This is a genomic window from Oceanobacter sp. 1_MG-2023 (genome assembly GCF_030689025.1).
Lineage (GTDB): Bacteria > Pseudomonadota > Gammaproteobacteria > Pseudomonadales > Oceanobacteraceae > Oceanobacter.
This window is the reverse complement of the sequence record NZ_JAUYWA010000006.1, coordinates 57,592-83,111: the sequence shown is the minus strand read 5'-3', so window position 1 is coordinate 83,111 and position 25,520 is coordinate 57,592. Positions and strand designations below refer to the sequence as shown.

Annotated in this window: 22 protein-coding genes and 3 tRNA genes; 21 read left to right on the top strand and 4 right to left on the bottom strand. The window is 52.9% G+C overall.

Features of this window, described 5'->3' with window-relative positions; all coding sequences use genetic code 11:
- Positions 1-23 precede the first annotated feature (23 nt).
- Both Q8W22_RS06090 and Q8W22_RS06085 read left to right on the top strand, forming a co-directional pair.
- Positions 24-1,274, top strand: coding sequence for a lipoprotein-releasing ABC transporter permease subunit (locus tag Q8W22_RS06090; RefSeq protein ID WP_305451819.1), 1,251 nt, complete (start codon positions 24-26; stop codon positions 1,272-1,274).
- Complete coding sequence (locus Q8W22_RS06085) at positions 1,267-1,962, top strand: ABC transporter ATP-binding protein (protein ID WP_305451818.1); 696 nt, start codon at positions 1,267-1,269, stop codon at positions 1,960-1,962. The genes Q8W22_RS06090 and Q8W22_RS06085 overlap by 8 nt, the downstream gene beginning before the upstream one ends.
- Positions 1,963-1,964: 2 nt before the next feature.
- Here Q8W22_RS06085 and Q8W22_RS06080 read toward each other — a convergent pair whose 3' ends face one another.
- On the bottom strand, positions 1,965-2,576 hold the full coding sequence (locus Q8W22_RS06080) for a DUF2062 domain-containing protein (RefSeq protein ID WP_305451817.1): 612 nt from the start codon (positions 2,574-2,576) through the stop codon (positions 1,965-1,967).
- Between the two features lie 57 nt (positions 2,577-2,633).
- Between Q8W22_RS06080 and Q8W22_RS06075 the strand changes: the two genes are divergently transcribed.
- The 8 genes from Q8W22_RS06075 to murB all read left to right on the top strand — a co-directional run bounded on the left by Q8W22_RS06075 (position 2,634) and on the right by murB (position 10,866).
- Entirely contained in the window at positions 2,634-5,111 is a 2,478-nt protein-coding gene (locus Q8W22_RS06075) for a DNA internalization-related competence protein ComEC/Rec2 (RefSeq protein WP_370694164.1), read from the top strand.
- A gap of 181 nt (positions 5,112-5,292) precedes the next feature.
- Positions 5,293-5,928, top strand: a complete 636-nt coding sequence (locus Q8W22_RS06070; protein WP_303431643.1) for a MotA/TolQ/ExbB proton channel family protein — start codon at positions 5,293-5,295, stop codon at positions 5,926-5,928.
- Positions 5,925-6,347, top strand: coding sequence for a biopolymer transporter ExbD (locus Q8W22_RS06065; RefSeq protein ID WP_303431641.1), 423 nt, complete (start codon positions 5,925-5,927; stop codon positions 6,345-6,347). Before Q8W22_RS06070 ends, Q8W22_RS06065 begins: the two co-directional genes overlap by 4 nt.
- Positions 6,337-8,127 (top strand): lipid A export permease/ATP-binding protein MsbA, encoded by a 1,791-nt coding sequence (gene msbA, locus Q8W22_RS06060; RefSeq protein ID WP_305451816.1) that lies wholly within the window; start codon positions 6,337-6,339, stop codon positions 8,125-8,127. Before Q8W22_RS06065 ends, msbA begins: the two co-directional genes overlap by 11 nt.
- Positions 8,120-9,112 carry a tetraacyldisaccharide 4'-kinase gene (gene lpxK, locus Q8W22_RS06055; protein ID WP_305451815.1) on the top strand — a complete coding sequence of 331 codons (993 nt, stop codon included), beginning with the start codon at positions 8,120-8,122 and terminating at the stop codon, positions 9,110-9,112. Before msbA ends, lpxK begins: the two co-directional genes overlap by 8 nt.
- Positions 9,105-9,317: a Trm112 family protein gene (locus tag Q8W22_RS06050; protein WP_303431637.1), complete on the top strand. Its 213-nt coding sequence runs from the start codon at positions 9,105-9,107 to the stop codon at positions 9,315-9,317. Before lpxK ends, Q8W22_RS06050 begins: the two co-directional genes overlap by 8 nt.
- Entirely contained in the window at positions 9,317-9,844 is a 528-nt protein-coding gene (locus Q8W22_RS06045) for a low molecular weight protein-tyrosine-phosphatase (RefSeq protein WP_303431636.1), read from the top strand. The genes Q8W22_RS06050 and Q8W22_RS06045 overlap by 1 nt, the downstream gene beginning before the upstream one ends.
- A gap of 17 nt (positions 9,845-9,861) precedes the next feature.
- Entirely contained in the window at positions 9,862-10,866 is a 1,005-nt protein-coding gene (gene murB, locus Q8W22_RS06040; RefSeq protein WP_305451857.1) for a UDP-N-acetylmuramate dehydrogenase, read from the top strand.
- A gap of 42 nt (positions 10,867-10,908) precedes the next feature.
- On the opposite strand, the gene Q8W22_RS06035 is transcribed toward murB, so the two are convergent.
- Entirely contained in the window at positions 10,909-11,649 is a 741-nt protein-coding gene (locus Q8W22_RS06035) for a UDP-2,3-diacylglucosamine diphosphatase (protein WP_303431635.1), read from the bottom strand.
- A complete protein-coding gene (locus Q8W22_RS06030) occupies positions 11,649-12,146 on the bottom strand; it encodes a peptidylprolyl isomerase (RefSeq protein ID WP_303431634.1) in 498 nt (165 codons plus the stop codon). The genes Q8W22_RS06035 and Q8W22_RS06030 overlap by 1 nt, the downstream gene beginning before the upstream one ends.
- 194 nt (positions 12,147-12,340) lie before the next feature.
- On the opposite strand from Q8W22_RS06030, the gene Q8W22_RS06025 reads away from it, so the two are divergent.
- Positions 12,341-14,011 carry a glutamine--tRNA ligase/YqeY domain fusion protein gene (locus tag Q8W22_RS06025; RefSeq protein ID WP_303431633.1) on the top strand — a complete coding sequence of 557 codons (1,671 nt, stop codon included), beginning with the start codon at positions 12,341-12,343 and terminating at the stop codon, positions 14,009-14,011.
- 8 nt (positions 14,012-14,019) lie between these two features.
- Positions 14,020-15,390: a cysteine--tRNA ligase gene (gene cysS, locus Q8W22_RS06020; protein WP_305451814.1), complete on the top strand. Its 1,371-nt coding sequence runs from the start codon at positions 14,020-14,022 to the stop codon at positions 15,388-15,390.
- 133 nt (positions 15,391-15,523) lie between these two features.
- Here the strand turns inward: cysS and folD are convergent, their stop codons facing one another.
- Positions 15,524-16,378, bottom strand: coding sequence for a bifunctional methylenetetrahydrofolate dehydrogenase/methenyltetrahydrofolate cyclohydrolase FolD (gene folD / locus Q8W22_RS06015; protein ID WP_303431631.1), 855 nt, complete (start codon positions 16,376-16,378; stop codon positions 15,524-15,526).
- A 236-nt stretch (positions 16,379-16,614) separates the two neighbouring features.
- On the opposite strand from folD, the gene Q8W22_RS06010 reads away from it, so the two are divergent.
- From Q8W22_RS06010 to Q8W22_RS05970, 9 genes are all read left to right on the top strand, one after another.
- Positions 16,615-16,691: transfer RNA gene (locus Q8W22_RS06010), tRNA-Pro, on the top strand.
- A gap of 26 nt (positions 16,692-16,717) precedes the next feature.
- Positions 16,718-16,794 (top strand) — tRNA-Arg (locus Q8W22_RS06005).
- A 22-nt stretch (positions 16,795-16,816) separates the two neighbouring features.
- A tRNA-His gene (locus tag Q8W22_RS06000) sits at positions 16,817-16,892 on the top strand.
- A 280-nt stretch (positions 16,893-17,172) separates the two neighbouring features.
- On the top strand, positions 17,173-18,483 hold the full coding sequence (gene tig, locus Q8W22_RS05995) for a trigger factor (protein WP_305413273.1): 1,311 nt from the start codon (positions 17,173-17,175) through the stop codon (positions 18,481-18,483).
- A 119-nt stretch (positions 18,484-18,602) separates the two neighbouring features.
- The gene (gene clpP / locus Q8W22_RS05990; RefSeq protein ID WP_303431627.1) at positions 18,603-19,229 is read left to right on the top strand and encodes an ATP-dependent Clp endopeptidase proteolytic subunit ClpP; all 627 of its coding nucleotides are present in this window, start codon (positions 18,603-18,605) and stop codon (positions 19,227-19,229) included.
- Between the two features lie 86 nt (positions 19,230-19,315).
- Complete coding sequence (clpX, locus tag Q8W22_RS05985; protein ID WP_303431625.1) at positions 19,316-20,614, top strand: ATP-dependent Clp protease ATP-binding subunit ClpX; 1,299 nt, start codon at positions 19,316-19,318, stop codon at positions 20,612-20,614.
- A gap of 119 nt (positions 20,615-20,733) precedes the next feature.
- Positions 20,734-23,124: an endopeptidase La gene (gene lon / locus Q8W22_RS05980; protein ID WP_303431623.1), complete on the top strand. Its 2,391-nt coding sequence runs from the start codon at positions 20,734-20,736 to the stop codon at positions 23,122-23,124.
- A 116-nt stretch (positions 23,125-23,240) separates the two neighbouring features.
- Positions 23,241-23,513, top strand: coding sequence for an HU family DNA-binding protein (locus tag Q8W22_RS05975; protein WP_303431622.1), 273 nt, complete (start codon positions 23,241-23,243; stop codon positions 23,511-23,513).
- Positions 23,514-23,673: 160 nt separating this feature from the next.
- Positions 23,674-25,509, top strand: coding sequence for a SurA N-terminal domain-containing protein (locus Q8W22_RS05970; RefSeq protein ID WP_305451813.1), 1,836 nt, complete (start codon positions 23,674-23,676; stop codon positions 25,507-25,509).
- Positions 25,510-25,520: the final 11 nt, after the last annotated feature.

The window sequence follows — 25,520 nt, the reverse complement described above, 5'->3', positions numbered from 1 at the left end:
CGGGTTACAGGAACAGATTAATTATGTCGTTGTCTCCGGGCAGTTTGCCACTGGGCATTGGGTTGCGTTATTTGTCGGCCAAGCGCCGCAATCACTTTATTTCGTTTATTTCGGCGTCTTCCATGGTCGGTATGACCCTGGGGGTGGCGGTGTTGATTCTGGTGCTGTCGGTGATGAACGGTTTTGATCGGGAGTTACGGCAACGCATTCTGGGGATGGTGCCTCATGGCGTGTTGTATGAGGCCGGTGGTATTCAGGACTGGCAAGCGCTGGCGGCTCGGGTCGAGCAATTCCCCGGCGTTGAAGCGAGCGCACCGCTGACACGACTGCAGGGCATGATGGGAGTGAATGGTCGGGTCAAGGGGGTGATGGTCACGGGGGTCGCTCCAGAGGCTGAGTCACGAGTATCGATTTTGCCTGATCATATGACCGCTGGCTCAATCACCGATTTGCAGCCCGGTGAGTATGGGGTGCTGCTGGGTGATTTGCTGGCTCGCAGCCTCGGTGTGGTGGTCGGTGACAAGCTGACCTTGATGCTGCCGGAAGCGACCTTTAGCCCGGCGGGAGTGATTCCACGGGTGCGGCGATTAACGGTCGTTGGTTTGTTTTCTGTGGGTGCAGAACTGGATTCCAATCTGGCGGTGGTGCATTTGCAGGATGCTGCCAAACTGGGGCGTTTGGACGGTGAGGCCAAGTCGTTACGCATCAAGTTTACCAACTTGTTTGATGCCCCGGATTTGATTTGGCAACTGGTCAATAATCTTGACGGCCGTTATTCCGGCAGTGACTGGACCCGCACCCAGGGAAATCTGTTTTCAGCCATCCGCATGGAAAAGACCATGATTGGTTTGCTGCTGCTGATTATTGTGGCAGTGGCCGCGTTTAATATTATTTCGACACTGGTGATGGTAGTGACTGACAAGCAAGCCGACATTGCCATTTTACGTACCATGGGTGCCAAGCCGCGTACCGTTATGGCGATCTTTATGGTGCAGGGGTTATCGATCGGTATTGTGGGGGTGTTGCTTGGCACCGTGTTGGGTGTGGTGGCGGCGTTGTCTATTTCGGATCTGGTCGCTTGGGCAGAAAAATTATTTGGTTTTCAGATTCTCAGCTCCGATGTGTATTTCATCTCATATTTGCCGTCCCAGTTGCTGTTGAGTGATGTTGCGGTGGTGGTATCGGCATCGTTACTGTTGAGTTTTCTGGCCACTCTCTATCCATCCTGGCGCGCGTCCCGGATTCAGCCTGCGGAGGCGTTACGTTATGAATAATCCGATTCTGGTGGCGAAGGGGTTACGCAAGACTTACACCAGTGGCCCGCAGTCGGTCACCGTCTGGAAACAGGTGGATATTGAGCTGGGCGCCGGTGAAACCCTGGCGATTGTGGGGTCGTCCGGCTCTGGCAAAACCACCTTGTTGAATGTATTGGGTGGGCTGGATTCTCTGGATGAAGGGCAGGTACTGTTGGGGGGAGAAGATGTTCATGCGCTGGGTGAAGCAGCCCGTACCCGTTTACGTAACCAGAGCATTGGTTTTGTGTATCAGTTTCACCACCTGTTGCCGGAGTTTTCGGCGCTGGAAAACGTGATGTTGCCGCAGCTGCTGGCTGGCGTGGCGACGGCGGCTGCGGAACAACGGGCGCGGGAGTGTCTGGAGCGTCTGGGAATGGCGTCGCGCTGTGATCACAAGCCATCGGAATTGTCCGGTGGTGAGCGTCAGCGAACTGCTATTGCCCGGGCGATTGTCAATCGGCCAAAGCTGGTGTTGATGGATGAGCCGACAGGAAATCTTGATCAGCAAACCGCGGCCCAGGTTGAAGCTGTGATGTTGGAGTTGATTAAACAGGTGGATACCGCGTTTGTACTGGTAACCCACGACGAATCATTGGCGCGGCGTATGGACCGGTGTTTGCGGCTGAAAGAGCAGACGCTGGTATCCGTGGACCCGGTGATGGGCTGATATCAAGACTGGTCGTTGCTGTTGCGGCGATCGTCGCTGTCCTGTTCCGGAGGCTGGTTGTGATGCTCGTGGTGGCCGGTTACCACCTCTTTGACCACTTTTGGTACTCGGGCGGCGCGTTTTTTCCAGTTGTCCCAAACATGCTTGCGCCAACTCCAGTCAACAATAAAATAACTGGCGACACCCAGCACGATCCCGGTGGTCAGTGACCCAACGATCAGCGGTTCCCAGACCTGGGTCAGCTCAGTAAGCACCCAGTCCAGTGATAGCTCAATATGAAATTCTCGTGAGGGTGTGTTGAGAATCCAGGTGCCAAAGAGATAGGTCGTGTAAAAAATAGGGGGAATGGTCAGCGGATTACTGATCCACACCAGCCCCACAGAAATCGGCATATTGGCATTGGCATAAAAAGCAATCAGGGCGGCAATGCCCATTTGAAATGGTAACGGCAGAAACGCAGCAAACAGCCCGACCAAAAAAGCTCTGGCCACTGAACGACGATTCAGATGCCATAAATTCGGTTTGGCGAATAGCGGGGACAGGAACTGCAGTGACTTGTTGGCCTGGACCTGTTCCGGTGTCGGAAAAATGCGTTTGAGAAGTTTCTTTGGCATGAGAGCCGCCGTTGCTTGAATGCGCGGCGATTATGCCGATTCTGCCAGGGAGTGGCAATGCAACATCTATGTGTCGCGGCGGGTGCCGGCATCATTCTGGGGGTTATGGTTCCTTGGAGCGGTCTTTTTTTCGCGATAATCTGGATTCTTCTATGGCTTCTGCAGCGGACGAGTCATTCGTGTCGTACTGGAATAACGGTTCGCTGGCTGGTTGCGCTGGCCGTGATGTCATTCGCCAGTATCTATGGCCAACTCTGGTTGTCTTTGCAGCTCCAGCACCGCTTGCCTGCGTCTTTGGATCGTACCGATGTCGAGCTGGTGCTGGAGGTGATCGCCCGGGAAGGCGATAGTCTGCAAGCGGTATCGAGCCATGCCTCCACGTCACCAGCCGCCGATAAAAACAGACATGACAAACCGGCTGATGGTTATCAGAAAGTTACCGTTGCTGTAATACAGCAGCATCCGCTGGATGGCTTGGCTGGAGATCAGCAGTTGCCGCCATTACGACGTCTGGTCCTGGGTTATTACCAGGCCGAACCTGTGTTGCAGGTGGGCGATACACTGCGCGCCCAGGTCCGTTTGCGAGCCATTCGGGGGTTTGCCAATGGCTTGCCCTTTGATTATGAAGCCTGGATGTTGCGCCAGGGCATTGATGGCCGTGGTTATATCCGCTCGATTGCGGCCTCTGGTATAGCGATAGATAACGCAGCACCAGAGGTGTCCTTGCTGACACAATGGCGGCAGTACGGTCTGGAGCGACTGCAGCATATTCCCTCAGCGTCTGGCCGCCGCTGGGTAGCAGGCCTGGTATTTGGTATTCAGGATGCGTTCAGTCCGCGACACTGGCAATTGGCCCGGGATACCGGCACCTTGCATCTGTTGGTGGTGAGTGGCCTGCATTTGGGTTTGGTCGCTGGCGTGTGTGGTTTGCTGATGGGTCTGGTTGTCCGCTTGTTGGCACCTGTGTATGAAATAAATGCCGGGCGACGCTTGTGGGGCAGCGGCATATGGATCGCTACGGTGTGTCTTGTGTATGCGCTGTTGGCCGGGGCGGGCATCGCGTTGCAGCGGGCCTGGATTATGTTGCTGGTTGTGTTGCTGGTGATGGGCTTGCGCCGTCGACTGGCACCGGTGGCCGCGCTGTCTTATGCCTTTGTTATTGTGCTGCTGGTCAATCCTCTGATGTTTACCTCCGCAGGTTTCGGTTTTTCGATGATGGCAGTGGCGTCCTTATTGTTATTTCTGGGTGGCCGACGGGTTAATCTGTGGCAGGGATTATGGCTACCACAATGGCTGGTATTTCTGGGCTTGTTGCCTTTGATGCTGTGGTGGGGGCAGGCGGTGGGGTGGGTGCATTTACTGTGTAACGCAATTGCTATCCCTGTACTGGGGCTGGTGATGTTGCCACTGTCATTTTTGTTGCTGGTTTGGCCTGTGGACTGGGCTGTCGCTGCAATGGAACAGCTGGATGCTATCTGGTGGCTCGGATTGGAGCAGGCGCTTGAGTGGCCCTTGCCGGTTGTAACGTTTCTGCCCGACACGATATTGGCTGCAGTGCTGTTGTTGATGCTGCTGGTGTATTTGGGGTTACGGCCCGGGTTGTCCTTTCTGGTCATAAGTGTGGCGCTGGCGGTGGTGTTTTCTCCCCCGGGTTGGCATGCACCGGCCCCACCGCAGGTACGCTTGCTGGATGTGGGGCAAGGGCAGAGCTTGGTGGTCAGTGCCGGCGGCAAGGCATTGGTGTATGACCTGGGTGCTTCATTTGGTCCTGAATTCAGTGCTGCCGAATTTATGCTGTTGCCATCTTTGCGGCGTCTGGGGAATCCTGCAGTAACCGACCTGGTGCTGAGCCACAGCGATTCGGATCATGCTGGCGGTCTGAATATCTGGTTACAACAGCGAGCCAACAACGTCAGTGGTTTTAATGGCCATAACGCGCGTATCTGGCTGGGTCAGCCGCCAGCCGCTTATCGTCCCTTGATTCGGGATGCCGGGCTGACGTGGCCCCTGGCGTCGGTGCAAACCTGTCATGGGGATGATCGCTGGCGTTTATGGTCTGTGAATGTTCCCACCACCGCGTCGACAGGTTTTGTCGAGCCGATGGCTGTGCGTTTTCGTTTCTTGCGTACGGCTGAACATCTTCACGATAACGACAATGATGCCTCTTGTGTGCTGCAGCTTGAGTGGTTCGGGCGGCGGGTTCTGGTGCCCGGGGATATTTCCCGGCTGGCGGAGCAGGCATTGGTCGCACGTTATGGCAGCGAGTTGCGCTCCGATGTGCTGGTTGCGTCCCACCATGGCAGTGCCAGTTCCTCCTCCCGGTTGTTTTTGCAGCAGGTTGCGCCAGGGCAGGTGTGGATTTCTGCCGGATTCAACAACCGTTACCGGCATCCATCGATCAGCGTGATTGAGCGTCTGGAGCGTCTGGGTATCCCCTGGCTATCCACCATTGATCGTGGCGCAATCCGTATGGATCAGACCGGTACGGTGACGGCTGTCCGGGATGGCTGGGCACCGCCCTGGCGTCAACTCTGATGCTGGTGTTGCCGGTGATATCCGCTGGTTGGATAAAAACTGTTCGATTCGGCTGTGGGCAATGCTCTGTCGGAGATGTGACAGGGGTTTCAGGCTGTTGTGATGGTGGTGGCGATGGTCTTATGCAAGCTCTGGGCTTGTGCTAGAGTAGCGCGCAAATTGACTTATGGAGAGACTGTGCATGTTTGAGATCATCCAGAGCGGTGGTTGGATGATGGTACCAATCATTCTGTGTTCGGTACTGGCATTAGGCATCAGCGTTGAGCGTTTCTGGACGCTGCGTGTAGTACAGGTTGCGCCTCCTGATTTGTTGGCCAAAATCTGGTCATGGATGAAAAACAAGCAGTTGAATGCCGAGCGTATTCGCGAACTGCAGGAGTCTTGCCCGCTGGGACGGGTATTGGCTGCCGGGCTGGTAAATTCTCGCCATGGTCGTCAAATCATGAAAGAGAGCATCGAGGAAGTGGCTTCCCAGGAAATTCATATTCTGGAGCGCTATCTGAATGCCCTGGGCACCGTGGCCGCGGTTGCACCGCTGCTGGGTTTGCTGGGTACGGTGATCGGTATGATCAAGGTGTTTTCGGAAATCATGATCCAGGGCACCGGGCAAGCCAGTGTACTGGCCGGTGGTATCTCTGAGGCGCTGGTGACAACCGCGGCCGGGCTGATGATTGCGATACCCGCGCTGGTGTGTCATCGCATGTTGCAGCGTCGAATCGATGACATTGTGGTGTTTATGGAGCAGGAATCCATCAAGCTGGTCGATGTTCTTCATGGTGATCGGGAAGTGGTAGATAATTCAGAGGCCAGTCAGTGAATTTCAAACGCCAGCAGCGAGAAGAGGTGGCGGTTAACCTGACGCCTCTGATCGACATTGTTTTTTTGTTGCTGATCTTTTTTATGGTGTCGACCACCTTTACCCAGGAAAGCCACCTGAGTATCGATTTGCCTGAAGCCGCTGCCAGTGACAAGGCTGTACCAGCGGCATCGATCGAGGTCGTGGTCTCTGCCACCGGCGAATATTCCGTCAATGAACAGCAGCTGATCAATCAGCAGCTGGAAACCTTGAAACGGGCGATTTTCAAGGTGCTTGATGGCCGCAAGACCGCACCACTGATTATTACTGCCGATGCCAACGCGACACATGCATCGGTCGTCAAGGCGATGGATGCAGCGGGGCAGTTGGGATTGGTTAATATCAGTATTACCACCAGGCAGCCAAGCAATGGCAGTTGATCCTGAGCGTAATCCGGCGGACAAGGCACTGAAACAGCAAGACGTCAAAACACTCTACAAGCGCCTGTTACGTTATGTCTGGCCTCACAAGGGCGCATTTCTGATCAGTGTGCTGGGGCTGGCATTATACGCCTCGGCACAACCGGTACTGGCACATTTGATGGGCCTGGTTGAAGAAACCTTACGTGACCCGACCGAGCAGAAAATCCTGCTGTTGATCGGCTTGCTGATGGGGACGTTCTTTTATCGGGGTGTCGGTACGTTTCTGGGCAAGTATTTTATCGCCATTGTCGGCCGTAACGTTGTTCACTCCTTGCGGGTCGAACTGTTTGGTAAAATGACGCGGCTGCCAAGCGCCTTTTATGATGGTGAATCCAGTGGCCGCCTGATCTCCAGGGTCACCTTTGATGTGGATCAGGTGTCGGGTGCTTCAACCAGAGCCCTGACGACATTGATCCAGGAAGGTCTGACGGTCATTTTCCTGATGGGCTACCTGATTTATCTGGATTACACCCTGACACTGGTGTTTCTGGTGCTGGTACCGTTTATTGTTGCGGTGGTCGGGCTGGCGAGCCGGTTTTTCCGCCGTTACAGCCGTCGGGTGCAGCAGTCGGTAGGGGATGTCACCCAGGTTACTAACGACAGCATCAAGGGCTATCGCGAAGTGCGTACCTTTGGTGGCGTTGACTATGAACGCAGCCGGTTCACTGCCGCCAGCGAATACAATCGCAAGCAGGCGCTCAAGTTTGAGCTGACCAACGCCATCAGTGTGCCGTTGACCCAGCAGATCGTATCAATCGGGTTGGGGGTGATGATTTTTGTCATGTTCCAGCGCGTGGCTGCCGGCTCCATGACCAGTGCAGACTTTTTCCAGTTTATTACTGCTGCTTCCCTGATTGCCAAGCCATTGCGGGCGTTGACCGATATCAATGCCATGGTGCAGCGCGGCCTGGCCGCCGCAGAGTCCATCTTCACGGTGCTGGATGCGGATGAAGAGCGCGATACCGGCACCCAGACAATCGATCGGGCCAATGGCATCATGTCGCTGGAAAACGTGGTCTTGCAATATGCCGGAGCGGCGGAACCTGCGGTTAAATCGGTGAGTCTCGATATCACAGCGGGCACCTCGGTGGCGATTGTTGGTAAATCGGGCAGTGGCAAAACCAGTTTGGTGAACATGCTGCCTCGTTTCTATGATGTCAGTGACGGCGTTATTCGTCTGGATGGTATTGATCTGCGGGATCTGACTCTGGACAGCTTGCGGCGGCAAATCGCCATTGTCGGCCAACAGGTCACTTTGTTTGACGGCTCGGTGCGTGACAATATTGCCTATGGCCGGGCCGGGCAGTATACCGATGAGCAGGTGCTGGCGGCGGCGCGAGCTGCCCATGCGGATGAGTTTATCGAGCAATTGCCCAACGGGTACGATACCCGCCTGGGTGAAAATGGCGTATTGCTGTCCGGCGGCCAGCGTCAACGTATTGCAATCGCCCGGGCGATTCTGAAGGATGCCCCCGTGCTGATTCTGGATGAAGCCACCTCGGCACTGGATACCGGTTCCGAGCGCCATATTCAGGCCGCCATGGAAGAGGTCATGAAAGGGCGCACCACCTTTGTCATTGCCCATCGCCTCAGTACGATTGAACATGTCGACCGGATTCTGGTAATGGACAGCGGGCGGGTGGTTGAAGACGGCACGCATCTGGAGCTGTTGGAGCAGGGCGGCATCTACTCGCAGCTGTATCTGATGCAGTTCGGCTCGGAAGGCAAGCATGTCTGATGGCGTAAAGCAGACCAATGGCCTGGCGCACTGGATCGAGCGCCACTGGTACCGGTCGCCGTTATTCAATATCTGGCTGTTGCCACTGCAAGGGCTGTTCTGGCTGGCCGTTACGTTGCGGCGCTTTTTCTATGCGCTGTTGCCACCCCTGTCATCGGCGGTCCCTGTGATCGTGGTGGGCAATATCAGTGTGGGTGGTACTGGCAAAACCCCTCTGATCATCTGGTTGGCTAATCGCGCCCAGGAAATGAATATGCGTGTTGGCATTGTCAGTCGTGGTTATGGCGGTGAGACGGACAACTACCCTTTGGAAGTGCGGCAAGATACCCCGGCCAGTGAATGCGGCGATGAGCCAAAATTACTGTTTGAGCGCCTGGGATGCCCCGTGGTGGTTGATCCCCAGCGCAAACGGGCGGTTGACTATCTGGCTGGCAAGGTCGACCTGGTATTGAGTGATGATGGCCTGCAGCATTACGCCATGGCACGAGTCGCCGAGCTGGTTGTTGTTGATGGCGAACGGGGTTTTGGTAACGGCTGGTTATTACCTATCGGGCCATTACGTGAACCTGAAACCCGGCTCGACAGTGTCGATCGGGTGATTGTGAACGGCAAGGATTTCGTGCTGCAACCGTTGGCGATGATTAATGCGATCACGGCTGAGCGTATGGATCTGCTAACCTTGGCGAATGAAGAGGTTCACGCCGTCGCGGGGATTGGCCACCCGGAACGGTTTTTCAATACTTTGCGACAGCTGGGCCTGACACCCCTTGAACACCCGTTTGCGGATCATCATCCTTTTACTGCGAATGATCTGGCTTTTGACGATAACAAGCCGGTGGTGATGACCGAAAAGGACTGGGTAAAATGCCAGTCCTTTGTAACTGAAAATTGCTGGTACGTACCGGTGGATGCAGTGCCTGACCGTTCTACCCGGCAGGCTCTGGATACCTTGCTGACAACCTGGGGAGAGAAATACCATGGATAAACAACTACTGGCGATGCTGGTATGCCCACTGTGCAAGGGCAAGCTGAAATACGATGCTGAAGCACAAGAATTGTTATGCACCTTCGATGGCCTGGCTTTCCCTATTGTTGATGGTGTGCCGGTTATGCTTGAAGGTGAAGCTCGCCGTCTGTCGGTTGACGAAAAGCTCGACAAATCCCAATCAGCCACGACTGCCCAGCCATAATGACCGTGACGGCTACACCACAACTGTCGGTGCTATTTGTTTGCCTGGGTAATATTTGTCGTTCACCGACCGCTCACGGCGTTTTCCAGAAAATGGTGGATAACGCCGGATTATCCGATCGAGTGCGCATAGACTCAGCTGGTACGGCTGCCTGGCATATCGGCAAGTGTCCGGATTCGCGGGCAATCAGTGCCGCGGCTGGCCGCGGGTATAACCTGTCGGTACTGAAAGCACGGCAAGTGATCGCTGAAGACCTGCAGGTGTTTGACTATGTGTTGGCGATGGACAGTGCCAACCTGGTCGAATTGCAACAGCTCGCCAGGGAACAACAAGGCTTACAGACTGATGGCGCTATAGTGACAACGCCATCCCGGTTTTTACAGTTTGCGCACAATACTCCGTTGCTGGATGTGCCGGATCCGTATTATGGCGGAGATGATGGCTTCGACCAGGTGCTGGACATGGTTGAAGATGGCTGTCGAGGCTTGCTGGCAGAGATTCGACGGCAGTCAGGGCTTGTCTCTTGATTTGCGCCAACGTGGATATGTCGGCCATGAACACCTTGGCTTTACCGGGGCGCAGCGAATTTTTTGCTCGTTTTGGCGATCTTTCCGATCTGTTGGAGCACATGGAATGGGCGGCTAGCCACCAGCTCCCCATTCGCATGATTGGCGGCGGCAGTAATGTACTGATGCCGGCTCAAGTTAATGGACTGGTATTACAATCGGCGATGACCGCTGTCACGGTTCGTACGTGTACTCAAGAGACACTGACCGTCGCCGTTGATGCTGGCATGAATTGGCATGACTGGGTATTAAACAGTACGACGTTTGGCCATGGGCTGGAAAATCTGGCACTGATTCCCGGTACTGTTGGTGCCGCGCCGGTACAGAATATTGGTGCTTATGGCGTGGAAGTCGCTGAATTGATCGAGCAGGTTGAAGGCTTTCAGATCAGTACGCGGCAGTGGCGTATTCTCTCCCGTCAGGCCTGCCGGTTTGATTATCGGGATTCCATTTTTCGCCATGAACTGGCCAATGATTTTATTGTTGTACGGGTGGTGTTTGCACTCAAGCGACAGTTTTCGCCCAACCTTTCTTATACGCCGTTGGCCCAGTGGGCAGCAGAGCAGGCTTGTGTTGCTGGTCGAATGACGCCAGAGAACCTGATTGCTGCAGTATGTGCTATTCGACAATCCCGCTTGCCCGATCCGGCGCAGCTACCCAATGCCGGATCTTTTTTCAAAAACCCACTGGTATCGACCGCTGTCGCTGATGGTCTGAAATCCCGTTACCCAGACTTGCCGGTTTATTCCGCTCGCTTGCCACAACAACGAAAACTGGCGGCGGGGTGGCTGGTTGATCAGTGTGGCTGGAGAGGGAAATCATTGGGGCCGGTCCGTATGCATCAGCAGCAAGCACTGGTATTGACTGCCCCGGAAACCGCCACCCTGGTACAGGTGCAGGCATTGCAACAGGCCGTGGTTGATTCGGTATGGCGGCGTTTTGGGGTCAGGTTGGAACCCGAGCCACAGATCTTCGGCGCGTGAGGTCTGGACTGGGCAAGGTGTACCGCTGTTGGGTATGTTCCGTTACTGGATAGCAAGCCGTAGCGGAAACTGTTTTAGCACCAGGCCATCGTCCTCGCTCCAGCGGATCATCCAGCCATCTTGTTCACTCCAGTCTCCCAGTACCCAGCGTTGTCGCCATTTGCCCTGGTGTTGCCACTCATGGGTGGCGGGGCGGTGGGTATGGCCATGAATCATGATATCGACCCCGGCATCGTCCAGCGCCTTGTCTACTTCGGAGAGGGTGACATCCATAATGTCATTGTCTTTCATTTGGCCGCTTTTCTGACTCTGCTCGCGCGCCTGGCGGGCGAAGGCGATACGCTCGTCGATGCTCTGGCTGAGGAATTGCTGTTGCCATTGCGGGTTGCGGAACATGTGCCGCACCTGTTGGTATTCCAGATCACGGGTACAGAGACTGTCACCATGAAGTAACAGGATGGGTGCATTGCCCAGTGTGATGGTGGCGTACTCATCCAGCAGCTGACTACCGGTGCGCTGGCAGAAGTCAGCACCAATGAGGAAGTCGCGATTACCATGCATGATATAAACGGCGCAATGGCGCTGGCTTAATGCCGCCAGCGCCTGCTCTACCTGGCGAGTCAGCCCGGTAGCAATATCATCCCCGATCCAGACCTCAAAAAAATCTCCCAGAATATACAAGGCCTCGGCATCGACCAACTGGTTGATGAACGACAAAAAACCGGCAGTAATGGCGGGTTTTTCTGATGTCAGGTGCAGGTCGGAGATGAAATAGACAGCCATTAGTCGATAATTTCCATTTTCTCGATCAAAACGTCTTCGACTGGTACATCACCATGGCCCAGCTTGTTGGTGGTCTCAACCGCCTTGATACGGTTGACCACTTCCATGCCTTCGACGACTTCGCCGAATACGCAATAACCCCAGCCCTGCATGTTTTTGCCAGTATGGTTCAGGAAGTCATTGTCCTTGACGTTGATAAAGAACTGGCTGCTGGCGGAGTGAGGATCCATGGTACGAGCCATGGCCAGTGTGCCGGTGGTATTTTTCAGGCCGTTGTCTGCTTCGTTCTTGATTGGTTCCTTGCCTTCCGGTTTTTCGGTCATGCCGGGCGTAAATCCACCGCCCTGAACCATAAAGTTATCGATGACACGGTGGAAAATCAGGCCGTCATAAAAACCGTCTTTGACATAGCTTTCAAAGTTGGCTGCTGTTATCGGGGCTTTTTCGTGGTTCAGCTCAATCTTGATATCGCCGAAGTTGGTTTTAAGCAGAATCATATAACTGTCTTCCGGTTGTTGAATCACTGGAGCGTGATACGTATGAATTCGTGTAACACATGCGTGTTCGGGTGCGTATAATAGCGCCTTTTTTACGGGCTTACAGCGTTGCAAATGCTTGTCTGGCATGAGGAAATGCCATTCTGGTGGCTGCAGCGCCCTGCGAGCCAATTATTTTTTGCTTTAAGGTGGTTATGACAGACGCTCCTGCTCGTGGTAACAACTTCGTTGCCAAAATCATTGAAGAAGATCTCGCCGGTGGCAAAGTACAACGGGTGGTTACCCGTTTTCCACCCGAGCCCAACGGCTATTTGCATGTTGGTCATGCAAAATCCATCTGCCTGAATTTCGGCGTAGCGGAGCAGTTTGGCGGTGGTTGCAATTTGCGTTTTGATGACACCAACCCGGAAAAGGAAAGCCAGGAGTTTATCGATGCCATCAAGGCTGATGTGCAATGGCTTGGCTTTCAATGGCAGGGCGACATCCACTACGCTTCAGATTATTTTGATCAGCTGCACGAGTGGGCGCTGCATCTGATTCGCACCGGCAATGCCTATGTGTGTGACTTGAGCGCAGAAGAGGCACGCCAGTACCGCGGCACCCTGACAGAGGCGGGTAAAAACAGCCCGTACCGGGAGCGCAGTGTGGATGAAAACCTGGCGCTGTTCGAAAAAATGCGGCTGGGTGAATTTGACGAAGGCGCCTGTGTGTTACGTGCCAAAATAGATATGGCCTCGGGCAATATGAACTTGCGCGACCCGATCATCTACCGTATTCGCAAGGTGTCCCATCATCAGACCGGGGACAAGTGGTGTATTTATCCGACCTACGACTTTACCCATGGTCAGTCGGACGCCATTGAAGGCGTGACGCATTCCGTCTGTACGCTGGAGTTTGAAGATCACCGGCCATTGTACGAGTGGTTTATTGCCCATCTGCCGGTACCGGTAGAGCCAAAACAGTATGAATTTGGTCGCCTGAATCTTGATTATACCGTTACCTCGAAGCGTAAACTGAAAGCACTTGTTGATAACCAGATCGTTAGTGGCTGGGATGACCCACGCATGCCAACCATTTCAGGTATGCGTCGCCGGGGCTTTACCCCGCGTTCCATCCGTAATTTCTGCGATATGATCGGTGTTACCCGCTCCGATGGTCTGGTCGACGTCGCCATGCTGGAACATGCCGTGCGTGATGACCTGAATCGTCATGCGCCGCGAGCCATGTGTGTGATCAATCCACTCAAGGTGGTAATTGAGAATCTTGCCGAAGATCATCTGGAAATGCTGAGTGCGGACTACCACCAGGAGCTGGATCTGGGCAGTCGCGCAATGCCCTTTACTCGTGAGTTGTTTATTGATCAAGACGACTTCAAGGAAGAGTACAGCAAGAAGTTCAAGAAGAAATTCACCCCCGGCAAGCGCATTCGCCTGCGTCATGGCTATGTAATTGAAGCCACGGATTACGAGAAAAACGACGCCGGACAGGTTGTATTGGTACGCGCCCAGCTGATTGAAAACACTCTGGGTGTGGACCCTGAAGACGGCAACAAGCCCAAAGGGGTTGTGCATTGGGTCTCGGCGAGTCACGGCGTACAAGCTGAATTGCGCCTGTACCAGCGGCTGTTTACCCATGTAACGCCAGACAAGGCTGAAGGCGATCTGATGGAGCTGATCAATCCGGAATCACTGACGGTTGTGCATGGCTGGATTGAGCCGGCATTGGCATCCATTGCCCCTGAAACGCACTTCCAGTTTGAACGTGAAGGGTATTACGTTTCTGACCAGAAAGATCATACCGCTGCAGCGCCTGTGTTTAACTTGACGATTGGCCTGCGTGAAGACAAAGAACTGAAAAAGGATTAAACCCTGTTATGACATTGTCCGTTTACAACACCCTGACCCGTCAAAAAGAGGTGTTTACACCCCTGGTGCCCGGAAAGGTTGGCATGTACGTCTGTGGCATGACAGTTTACGACTACTGTCACCTGGGCCATGCCCGGGTGATGATTGCCTTTGATGTGATTGCGCGGTATTTGCGCCATCGTGGCTTTGAAGTCAACTATGTTCGCAACATCACCGACATCGATGACAAGATCATCACTCGGGCCAATGAAAATGGCGAAGCATTCAATGTGCTGACTGAGCGGTTTATTGATGAGATGCATAAGGACTCCGCATCACTCGGGATCGAAATGCCCGATGCGGAGCCACGTGCAACAGCCCATATCGACGATATTGTTGCCCTGATTGAGACCCTGATTGACAAAGGCTTTGCCTATCCTGCAGCCAATGGCGATGTGTATTACTCGGTACGCAAGTTCGACGGCTATGGCAAGTTGTCGGGCAAGGTACTGGATGAACTGGAAGCGGGTGCGCGGATCGGTGTTGACGAACACAAGCAGGATCCTCTCGACTTTGTGTTGTGGAAGTCAGCCAAACCGGACGAGCCACACTGGGAGTCACCCTGGGGGATCGGCCGCCCTGGCTGGCATGTCGAGTGTTCTGCCATGTCCAAATGCTGCCTGGGGAATACCTTCGATATTCATGGTGGAGGGCCAGATCTGAAATTCCCACACCATGAAAACGAAATTGCCCAGTCCGAGGCCGCCAATGGAGCGCATTACGTCAATACCTGGATGCATGCCGGGGCGGTGCGGGTTGATGGTGAAAAGATGTCCAAGTCATTGGGTAACTTTTTTACAATCCGCGAAATTCTCGACAAGTACCCTGCTGAAGTTGTGCGTTTTTTGCTGCTGTCGAGCCAGTATCGCAGTGCGATCAACTACAGCGAAGAGAGCCTGAAGGAATCACACACTCGTCTGGAGCGATTCTATAATGCCCTGGATGGAGTTGAGGTTGGTGCTATCGAAGATGTGGAAAATGATTTTTCTGCACGTTTTCATGCAGCAATGGATGATGACTTCAACACCCCGGAAGCAATTGCCGTGCTGTTTGAGTTGGCGCGGGCCATTAATAAGGCCGAGGGGGCAGAGCAGGCAGCACTGGCCGGGCAATTACGTTATCTGGGGTCGGTTTTGGGGTGCTTGCAGTCGGAGCCGAAAGATTTTTTCCAGGCTGGTGCTGGAGATGAAGCCGACTGGATTGAAACCATGATCCAGCAGCGACTGGATGCCAAGAAAGCCAAGGACTTTGCCGCGGCTGATGCGGTGCGGGATACGCTGGCTGCCAAGGGAATCGTATTGAAAGATGGGCCGGAAGGAACGACCTGGATCAAGCAGTAGTCGACCACAGCCTGATCTGTTGATCCTTCACGTCTGATAGCGATCCTGATGAACACAACAGCCCGGCATGTCCGGGCTGTTGTGTTTCTTGTTTACTGTATGGGCTGTCTGGCAGGGAGCGTCTGTAACGGCCTCAGGTATGCAGGTTTTCGCAGGCAAACAAGGTGTTTTCCAGTAGTTTGGCGCGTGTCATTGGCCCCACACCGCCCGGAACCGGGGTGATGTATGACGCACGGCTGGCGGCCTCGGCAAATTCAATATCACCAATCAAGCGGCCTTCTGGTGTGCGATTGATGCCCACATCAATCACGATTGCCCCTTCCTTGATCCATTCGCTATCGACAATACCGGGCTTGCCAACGGCAACCACCAACAAGTCGGCCTGGCGTACGTGTTGCTCTAGGTTTTGGGTAAAGCGATGGCAAGTAGTAACGGTGCAGCCACGCAATAATAATTCAAGCCCCATTGGTCGCCCAACGATATTGGATGCCCCCACGACAACCGCGTGCATGCCCGCCAGTTTTTTGCCAGTGCTGTCGAGCAAATCAATAATACCCGCTGGAGTACAAGGGCGGAGCAGGGGGATGCGCTGGGCAAGGCGACCCATATTAAACGGATGAAAGCCGTCGACATCCTTGGTTGGGTCGATGCGTTCAAGAATCTCGTCGGCTCGCAAACCATCGGGGAGGGGGAGTTGCACCAGAATGCCATCGATGGTGGCATCGTCATTCAGCTGCTCAATCAGTGTCAGCAGTTCCTGTTGCGTGGTGCTTGCTGGCAGGTCATAGGCCTTGCTGGCAATACCAACCTGCTCGCAGTCCCGGCGTTTGTGGGCGACATACACTTGAGAAGCGGGATCTTCTCCTACCAGGATAACAGCCAGCCCTGGCAGGCGTTTGCCTTGCTGTTGGCGCTCGGTAACCTGTTGCTGGATGTGCGTGCGGATAGCTTCCGCTCTGGCGTTACCGTCAATCAGTTGTGCGGTCATGAAATGAAAAACCTGTTGTAGAGATGTATCTGTTGCAATTTTCTCACGCCCACGAGGGAAAACAAAGCGACAGCTAAATGACTGATCAGTTATCAGGCAGTTTCTCGCCAAAAGCAGTGAAGTATTTGTTTTATCGAAATATTTTCAAATTCTGGTTGACCTGCTGGCAGGTCATCTATAATATGCGCAGCCACTTGGGAGGGTCGGCAAAACACTGACTGTTGCAAGTAGTGTGACGGGGTATAGCGCAGTCTGGTAGCGCGCCTGGTTTGGGACCAGGATGTCGGGAGTTCGAATCTCTCTACCCCGACCATTTAATCTCGAAGGTTAGATGGACATGCGCCCGTAGCTCAATTGGATAGAGCACCGGCCTTCTAAGCCGGGGGTTGCAGGTTCAAGCCCTGCCGGGTGCGCCAATAGCATCCCGAGCATGATATGGTGGCCGTAGCTCAGTTGGTAGAGTCCAGGATTGTGATTCCTGTTGTCGCGGGTTCGATCCCCGTCGGCCACCCCATTTTCAAGTCTTGTTTGTCTTTTCTTCTTCCTGTCAGCTTCTTCGTATCGACACCTTTGGGTCAGTTGCTCTTCGCTGCTTTCTGCCTTCAGGCTCTTTCTCTGTATTTTTATTGTCCCAGTACTCTTGCTGATTGCTTTTTTTGTTTCTGCAATTTGCAGTGGTTTGTTTTCTCTCGTTTATTCGTCCTCTGGCTTGCGTTATACTCCGCGGCTTTCTGAATCGGCGACCGGTATTTTCCGGTAGTGATCGTAAAAAACACTTTATCTGAGAGGCATCTATGCAAGTGTCCATCGAGACAACCAGTGGTCTTCAGCGTTGTATGACCATTGGCGTTCCTGCTGCGGAAGTAGAACCAAAAGTAACAGCAGAGCTGAAAAAGCTGGCCAAAGGTCGTCGCATTGATGGTTTTCGTCCGGGCAAGGTTCCTCTTGCAGTGATCAAACGTATGTTTGGTCAGCAAGCGCGTTATGAAGCTGTCTACCAGCAAATGCAGCAGTCTTTCTTTCAGGCTGTGCAGGAGCAAGCGCTCAAGCTGGCAGGAATGCCCAGTTTTGAACCTGTGGTAAACGAAGACGGCAAGGATCTTGAGTTCAAGGCAACCTTCGAAGTGTATCCAGAAGTTGCTCTGGGTGATTTTGCTGAGCTGTCCATTGAGCAAAAGACAGCCACCGTATCCGATGACGATATGGAAAAAATGGTGGAGACCCTGCGTCAACAAAACACCACCTGGACAGAAACCGATGCCGCTGCTGAAGATGGCGATCGTGTTGTTATCGATTTTGAAGGCTTTGTCGATGGTGAAGCATTCGAGGGTGGCAAAGCTGAAGGCCACACCCTGACTTTGGGATCTGGCTCCATGATTCCAGGTTTTGAGGCTGCAATTGTCGGCTTTGTCGCTGGCGATGAAAAAACCATTGATGTGAACTTCCCTGACGATTACCACAAGGAAGAGCTCAAGGGTAAGCCAGCACAATTCAAGATCACTGTGCAAAAAGTCGAGAAGGGCGAACTGCCTGAAATGAACGAAGCCTTCTTCAATACCTTCGGCGTAGAAACCGCTGATGAAGCCGAGTTCCGCGCTGAAATTCGCACCAATATGGATCGCGAATTGAAACGTGCTCTGCGTACTCTGACCAAGCAACAAGTGATCGATGCATTGGTTGCCAGCAACGAAGTTGATGCACCAACCCCTCTGATTGACCAGGAAATTGATCGTCTGCGCCAGCAGGCAGTCAAGCAGTTTGGCGGTCAAATGGATGCCTCACAACTGCCTGCCGAGATTTTCAAAGGCCAGGCTGAACAACGCGTCAAGGTTGGTCTGTTGATGAATGCTGCTATTGAAGCCGCCGACATGAAGCCATCCGATGAAAAAGTCGCTGAGCTGATTGAAGAAATTGCTTCTACTTACCAGGACCCTGAACAGGTTCGTGAGTATTACTCCAGCAATGCTGAACAAAAATCACAGATCCAATCATTGGCTCTGGAAGATCAATTGATCGAAAAAGTGTTAGCGGCTGCTACCGTTTCCGTGGTTGAAACCTCGTACGAAGACGTTATTCGCGCTGCCAATGCCAACCAAGCAATGTAATAGTTGGTATCTTGGGGACTGACAGATTCGTCTCCAATGGCTACACTCAAAAACAGCCGCTACATAGCGGCTGTTTTTGTAATGATGGTTCGATACTGGTTTTGTATGGGAGTAATTTTATGAATGACCAATTCACTCAGGGATCGGAAGTGATCCAGAATGCCCTGGTTCCTATGGTAGTAGAGCAGTCTGCTCGCGGTGAGCGCTCTTACGATATCTACTCCCGTTTGCTGAAGGAGCGGGTGATTTTTCTGGTAGGGCCTGTGGAAGATCACATGGCCAATCTGGTCGTGGCTCAACTGCTGTTTCTTGAGTCTGAAAATCCGGACAAAGATATTCACCTGTATATCAACTCACCGGGTGGTTCGGTTTCTGCTGGCATGTCGATTTATGACACCATGCAGTTTATCAAGCCGGACGTCAGCACCATGGTTATTGGCCAGGCCTGTAGCATGGGAGCCTTTCTGCTGGCTGCCGGGGCAGCAGGCAAGCGCTACAGTGTGCCGAACTCACGGGTAATGATTCACCAGCCAAGCGGTGGTGCCCAGGGTCAGGCAACGGATATTCAAATTCATGCTCGCAATATCCAGCATACCAAGGAACGTCTCAACAGCATTCTGGCGCATCATACTGGCCAGAAATACGAGACAGTTGCGGCGGATACCGAGCGCGACAACTTTATGACTGCCGATATGGCACTTGAATATGGCCTTATTGACAAGGTTTTGACCCATCGAGGTCAATAAAATTGACCAAACGATGGCCGACAGGCTTGAAACTCGACCATTGTGCACCTATATATGAATGCTATGTACCAGAATGAGGCAGTCGAATGACCGACGATACTAAAGGCAAAGGCGAAGACGGCGGCAAGCTGCTCTACTGTTCGTTTTGCGGTAAGAGTCAGCATGAAGTGCGCAAGCTGATTGCCGGGCCTTCGGTGTTTATTTGCGATGAATGTGTTGATTTGTGTAATGACATTATTCGTGAAGAAGTCCAGGAGACCGATAACAAGGGCGGTTCTGACACCCTGCCTACGCCACAGGAAATTCGTCTGACTCTGGATGAATACGTTATTGGTCAAGATAAAGCCAAGGTGGTTTTGGCTGTGGCGGTTTACAATCACTACAAGCGTCTGCGCTTTGGTGAAGGTAAAGGCAAAGGGAAGGGCGATGTTGAGCTATCCAAGAGTAATATCCTGCTGATTGGCCCAACGGGCAGCGGCAAGACATTGCTGGCAGAAACACTGGCTCGCTTGCTGAATGTACCATTTACCATTGCTGATGCCACTACACTGACAGAAGCGGGTTATGTGGGCGAAGATGTAGAAAACATCATTCAGAAATTACTGCAGAAGTGTGACTACGATGTTGAGCGCGCCCAGCGAGGCATTGTGTATATCGATGAGATTGACAAGATTTCACGTAAATCCGACAACCCGTCAATCACACGTGATGTATCAGGCGAGGGGGTTCAGCAAGCATTACTGAAGCTCGTCGAGGGGACTGTTGCATCCGTGCCGCCACAAGGTGGTCGAAAACACCCGCAGCAAGAATTTCTACAGGTGGACACCTCCAATATCCTGTTTATTTGCGGAGGAGCCTTTGCCGGACTGGATCAAATTATTCGGGATCGGTCTGAGCGTAGTTCCATTGGCTTTGTGGCTACCGTTAAAGGCAAGGAAGACCAGAAATCAATTGGTGCAGCATTACGCGAAGTAGAACCCGTTGATCTGGTTAAATTTGGTTTGATTCCTGAGTTTATTGGCCGTTTGCCGGTTGTGGCAACGCTGGATGAACTCGACAAGGATGCCTTGATCCGGATTCTGACCGAACCAAAAAATTCACTGGTTCGTCAATTCCAGAAGTTGTTTGAGATGGAATCAGTAGAGCTTGATATTCGCGACTCGGCTCTCGATGCCATTGCCAATTGCGCAATGGAAAGAAAGACCGGCGCGCGAGGATTGCGATCGATTCTGGAAGGAGCCTTGTTGCAGACCATGTACCGAGTGCCTTCTGAACCGGATATCAGCAAGATTGTTATCGAAGATAGCGTTATTAATGGTATCGCTGAACCCATCATGATTTATGAGAGTGGCGATGTCGCCATGGCCTCTTCAGAAAGCGATTAACACTTTCCTGAAAAACAATAAAAAGGAGCCATTGGCTCCTTTTTATTTGTTTGTTGCTTGTTTTTAACGGGCACAACCCCCACTCTCAGAATATTGCTTTGTAGCAGAGACCTAATCTGATGAATCAAGAAGTATTACCTCTCTTGCCACTGCGTGACGTAGTGGTCTTTCCCGCCATGGTTATTCCCTTGTTTGTGGGGCGGGAAAAATCAATCAATGCTCTGGAAGAAGCGATGGCGGGCGACAAACGCATCATGCTTATTGCCCAGAAGGACGCCTCTGATGATGCCCCTGGCATTGAAGGGCTCCATAGCGTTGGAACAGTAGCCACCATCCTGCAGCTACTTCGCCTCCCTGACGGCACTGTCAAAGTGCTGGTTGAAGGTGAAGAGCGTGCCTCACTGGAACGTCTGATCGATGAGAGTGACTTGTTCCGTGGCCAGGTTGTACCAGCCGGAACACGCATCCCGGATGAACGCGAGAACGAAGTACTGACCCGCTCCTTGACCGGGCACTTTGAGCAGTATGTACAGCTGTCCAAAAAAGTACCCAGTGAAGTGCTTTCCACCATCTCCGGTGTTGAGGATGTCAGCCGTCTGAGTGACACCATTGCCGCCCATATCTCTCTCAAACTGGAAGAGAAACAGGCTGTGCTGGAAATGTTCGACCCCAAAGAGCGGGTTGAGCACCTGATGGAATTGATGGAATCTGAAATCGACCTGCTCAAGGTCGAGAAGCGGATTCGTGGTCGCGTAAAAAAACAGATGGAAAAAAGCCAGCGCGAGTACTATCTGAATGAGCAAATGAAAGCCATCCAGAAAGAACTCGGTGATCTGGAAGACGGCAGCAATGAGTTTGATGAGCTGACCGAAAAAATTGAAAAGGTTGGCTTGACCACAGAAGCCAAGGAAAAGGCCGAAGCAGAATTACGCAAACTGCGCATGATGTCACCGATGTCGGCTGAAGCTTCCGTTGTCCGGGGCTACCTGGACTGGTTGCTGAATCTGCCGTGGAAAAAACGTTCACGACTGAATCATGACCTGGTTCGCGCCCGGGATATCCTCGATGCCGACCATTACGGTCTGGAAGAAGTCAAAGAACGCATCCTTGAATACCTGGCGGTCCAGAATCGCGTCAAAAAGGTCAAAGGTGCAGTCCTGTGTCTGGTGGGCCCGCCGGGTGTTGGTAAAACCTCGTTGGGCAAATCCATTGCCCGGGCGACCAACCGGCAGTTTACCCGCATGTCTTTGGGTGGTGTTCGGGATGAAGCTGAAATTCGTGGCCATCGCCGTACCTATATCGGCTCCATGCCAGGCAAGCTGGTCCAGCGCATGACCAAGGTTGGTGTGCGCAACCCCTTGTTCCTGCTGGATGAAATCGACAAAATGGGGATGGACAACCGCGGTGACCCGGCTTCTGCCTTGCTGGAAGTGCTGGACCCAGAACAAAACAACACATTTGCAGATCACTACCTTGAGGTGGATTATGATCTGTCGGATGTCATGTTTGTCTGCACATCCAACAGCATGAATATTCCCGGGCCTTTGCTGGATCGTATGGAAGTCATTCGTATTCCAGGGTACACCGAGGCTGAGAAGGTGAATATTGCCCAGCGCTACCTGTTGCCAAAGCAGATCAAGCAAAACGGCCTTAAAGCCGATGAGATTGAGCTGCCAGAATCACAGTTGCGCAGCATTATCCGGCACTACACCCGTGAGGCGGGTGTGCGAGGGCTTGAACGTGAACTGGCCAAGCTTTGTCGCCGTGTAGTCAAGACCAATATGCTGAGCCAGACAACCGCTACCTGCGTGATTACCGAAGAGTTGCTGGAAGAATTCCTCGGTGTTACCAAATACAGCTACGGCCTGGCTGGAGCCAGTAACGAAGTTGGACAAGTAACCGGACTGGCCTGGACATCGGTCGGTGGCGAATTATTGACACTGGAAGCGGCGGCCACTCCTGGCAAGGGACGGATCATCAAGACCGGCTCGCTGGGTGACGTGATGCAGGAATCCATTCAGGCGGCCCTTACGGTCGTCAGAAGTCGCGCCCCTGGCATGAAAGCGGATGTCGAGTTTTTTGAAAAGAACGATATCCATGTTCACGTACCGGAAGGCGCTACTCCGAAAGACGGCCCCAGTGCCGGGATCGGCATGGCAACCGCACTGGCATCCGTATTGACCGGCATTCCGGTTAAGGCTGAAGTTGCCATGACAGGGGAGATCACCCTGCGCGGCAAGGTGCTGGCGATTGGTGGCTTGAAAGAGAAGCTGCTGGCCGCGCATCGTGGAGGCATCAAAACGGTTATTATTCCTCGAGAGAATGAAAAAGACCTCAGGGATATACCGGAAAATATCAAGCAAGACCTGACGGTTGTTGCTGTAGACTGGATCGACGAGGTTCTGGATTTGGCGCTTGAGTCAAGCCCTGATGGTGTTTCGGCACCAATTGTTCCGACAGATGATGCAAGCGTCAGCAAGGACGAGGGTTCTCGCCCAAAGACGCACTGAGTCTGCTTGACGGTGCATAACCCAGTTGGTATAAATCGACGCTCTTTAATTTCCTGTAGCGATCGCCCAGTCGCATAACAAGAATCTAATATTGCACACAGAGTGAGGGGAAAAGTGTGAATAAGTCCGAATTAATCGACGCCATTGCCGCATCAGCTGATATTCCAAAGGCAGCTGCTGGTCGCGCACTGGATGCCATGATAGAAAGTGTTGGTACTGCGCTAAAAGACGGTGATCAGGTTGCCCTGGTTGGATTCGGTACATTTTCGGTGAAAGAGCGCGCAGAACGTACAGGCCGCAACCCTCAAACCGGTGAACCAATTCAGATCAAGGCTGCCAAAGTGCCTGGATTCAAGCCAGGGAAAGCGCTTAAGGATGCCGTTAACTAAGCTGTCAGAATGATTTGACACACTGACTGGCAAGGCGGTCTGGCATGCCGGACAGGGTAGTTACAGCAGGTTTTTACCTTGTTGTACTACCTACCCAGATAAAAGAGCGCATCCTGGATGCGCTTTTTTTATGTTGCTGTAGCGAATACCCGGAGGAAGCATGCTACAAACAATGCGTAATAGTGCCCAAGGCATTATTGCCAAGGTCATCGTATTTTTTATTATTCTTGTCTTCGCCCTGTGGGGTGTTGAAGGCATTGTCAATATTGGTTCTGGCGAAACGCCAGTCGCCGAAGTCGGTGGTGTCGAGATACTGGAGCCTGATATCCAGCGACTGATTGAGCAGCAAAAGGCCAACTTGCGCCGCCAGTTTGGCGAGCAATTTGATGAAAACCTGTTTAATGACCAGTTGTTACGTGAATCAGCGCTTGATCAGCTGATCCAGCAGCGAGTTGACGCCGTACAGGCTGATCGCTTTGGTCTGTATGCCTCCACCAGCGTGGTTGATCAGGCTATTGTCAATATTCCGGCTTTTCAACTGGACGGCCGTTTCAACAAGGAACAGTTTCTCAGCGTATTGCGTATGAACGGCTGGACGCCGCTGACATTTCGAGCCAGCTTGGGCGAAGATCTGAAAGTAAACCAGGCACAGCAAGCATTGACCATGACGTCCATTCCGACGCCATATCAAACTCGCCTTAGCGCCATGCTGAACGGAGAGCTGCGCACGGTTTCCTATGTTGAAATTCGTGCCCAGGATTTGATGGATGACATCGAACTCTCTGATGAAGACGTGCAAACCTACTACGATGACAACAGTTCCCGCTTCCAATCGCCAGAGCAGGCCCGTATTCGTTATGTCGGTTTTGACCGCGCAGCACTGGCCGCCGCAGAAGAGGTCTCTGAGGATGAAATCAAGGCCGCTTACGATGATTACCTGAATGAGCTATCCGCCAAGGAACAACGCAGTTCCCGTCATATTCTGGTTGAAGTCAGTGATGAGCGTTCCAGTGAAGAAGCCTTGGCCAAGGCAAATGAACTGAAAGCAGAACTGGATGCTGGTGCTGATTTTGCCGAACTGGCACAAACCAGTTCCGATGATATTGCCAGTGGCAGCAGTGGGGGTGATCTGGGTTATATCAGTCACGGTACCTTTGTGCCGGAGTTTGAAACGGCTCTGTTTGCGATGCAGCAAGGGGATATTTCCGAGCCGGTAAAAACTGAGTTTGGTTACCACATTATCCAGTTGCTTGATGTCAAGGCGTCGGAATCGGACACTTTTGAACAGCAGCACGATGAACTGGCCGAGTACATTCGTAACGAAAAAGCCGGGCTGCGTATCGCTGAGCAAACGCAAGAATTAAGCAATCTGGCGTTTTCATCAGACTCTGTGGATGAGATTGCCGCGGTACTGGGTCTGACAGTTCAGGAATCGGGCTTGTTTACTCGTGATTTTGGTGAAGGACTGGCCGCTAATGATGCTGTGCGCCAACAGGCGTTTGCAGAAAACCTGTTGCTGGATCGGGAGTTGAGTGAGCTGGTTGAAACAGAGCAGGGAGTCTATGTGTTTGCTGTATCTGAACATGAAGAACCCCGAACATTGCCTCTGGAAATTGTCCGCCAGCAAGTTGAAAACCTGCTCAAGCGTGATAGAGCCTCAGAACTGGCCGACACCATTGCCGCTCAAATCGCCGCAGGAGAGCAAGAATCCGATGCCTGGACTTCTGTCGAAGTCACTTATGACCAGACGACCGATCTTCCTCGCGAAGCCCAGTCCAGAGCATTTGCCTTGCAGCAAGGTGTCGTAGCAGTAGTGGACGTACAGGGCGGTGCTGCCGTTGTGCGGGTCGATGATATACAGGTAGATGATCTGGCCGATCTGACGGTCAGCGCTGAAGAGAAGGGCCTGCTTGAAAATCGGGCAGCTCGTGCCAATATCGCCAGCTACCGCAAATGGGCACAAGACAACATTGAGATCAAACGTCCCGGTGCCTGATCGGCTATTTG

Excerpts from the sequence above, each read along its gene's own strand:
- Q8W22_RS06090 (WP_305451819.1), top strand. The coding sequence starts at position 24 with ATGTCGTTGTCTCCGGGCAGTTTGCCACTGGGCATTGGGTTGCGTTAT.
- Q8W22_RS06085 (WP_305451818.1), top strand. The coding sequence starts at position 1,267 with ATGAATAATCCGATTCTGGTGGCGAAGGGGTTACGCAAGACTTACACC.
- Q8W22_RS06080 (WP_305451817.1), bottom strand. The coding sequence starts at position 2,576 with ATGCCAAAGAAACTTCTCAAACGCATTTTTCCGACACCGGAACAGGTC.
- Q8W22_RS06075 (WP_370694164.1), top strand. The coding sequence starts at position 2,634 with ATGCAACATCTATGTGTCGCGGCGGGTGCCGGCATCATTCTGGGGGTT.
- Q8W22_RS06070 (WP_303431643.1), top strand. The coding sequence starts at position 5,293 with ATGTTTGAGATCATCCAGAGCGGTGGTTGGATGATGGTACCAATCATT.
- msbA (WP_305451816.1), top strand. The coding sequence starts at position 6,337 with ATGGCAGTTGATCCTGAGCGTAATCCGGCGGACAAGGCACTGAAACAG.
- lpxK (WP_305451815.1), top strand. The coding sequence starts at position 8,120 with ATGTCTGATGGCGTAAAGCAGACCAATGGCCTGGCGCACTGGATCGAG.
- Q8W22_RS06050 (WP_303431637.1), top strand. The coding sequence starts at position 9,105 with ATGGATAAACAACTACTGGCGATGCTGGTATGCCCACTGTGCAAGGGC.
- Q8W22_RS06045 (WP_303431636.1), top strand. The coding sequence starts at position 9,317 with ATGACCGTGACGGCTACACCACAACTGTCGGTGCTATTTGTTTGCCTG.
- murB (WP_305451857.1), top strand. The coding sequence starts at position 9,862 with ATGTCGGCCATGAACACCTTGGCTTTACCGGGGCGCAGCGAATTTTTT.
- Q8W22_RS06035 (WP_303431635.1), bottom strand. The coding sequence starts at position 11,649 with ATGGCTGTCTATTTCATCTCCGACCTGCACCTGACATCAGAAAAACCC.
- Q8W22_RS06030 (WP_303431634.1), bottom strand. The coding sequence starts at position 12,146 with ATGATTCTGCTTAAAACCAACTTCGGCGATATCAAGATTGAGCTGAAC.
- Q8W22_RS06025 (WP_303431633.1), top strand. The coding sequence starts at position 12,341 with ATGACAGACGCTCCTGCTCGTGGTAACAACTTCGTTGCCAAAATCATT.
- cysS (WP_305451814.1), top strand. The coding sequence starts at position 14,020 with ATGACATTGTCCGTTTACAACACCCTGACCCGTCAAAAAGAGGTGTTT.
- folD (WP_303431631.1), bottom strand. The coding sequence starts at position 16,378 with ATGACCGCACAACTGATTGACGGTAACGCCAGAGCGGAAGCTATCCGC.
- tig (WP_305413273.1), top strand. The coding sequence starts at position 17,173 with ATGCAAGTGTCCATCGAGACAACCAGTGGTCTTCAGCGTTGTATGACC.
- clpP (WP_303431627.1), top strand. The coding sequence starts at position 18,603 with ATGAATGACCAATTCACTCAGGGATCGGAAGTGATCCAGAATGCCCTG.
- clpX (WP_303431625.1), top strand. The coding sequence starts at position 19,316 with ATGACCGACGATACTAAAGGCAAAGGCGAAGACGGCGGCAAGCTGCTC.
- lon (WP_303431623.1), top strand. The coding sequence starts at position 20,734 with ATGAATCAAGAAGTATTACCTCTCTTGCCACTGCGTGACGTAGTGGTC.
- Q8W22_RS05970 (WP_305451813.1), top strand. The coding sequence starts at position 23,674 with ATGCTACAAACAATGCGTAATAGTGCCCAAGGCATTATTGCCAAGGTC.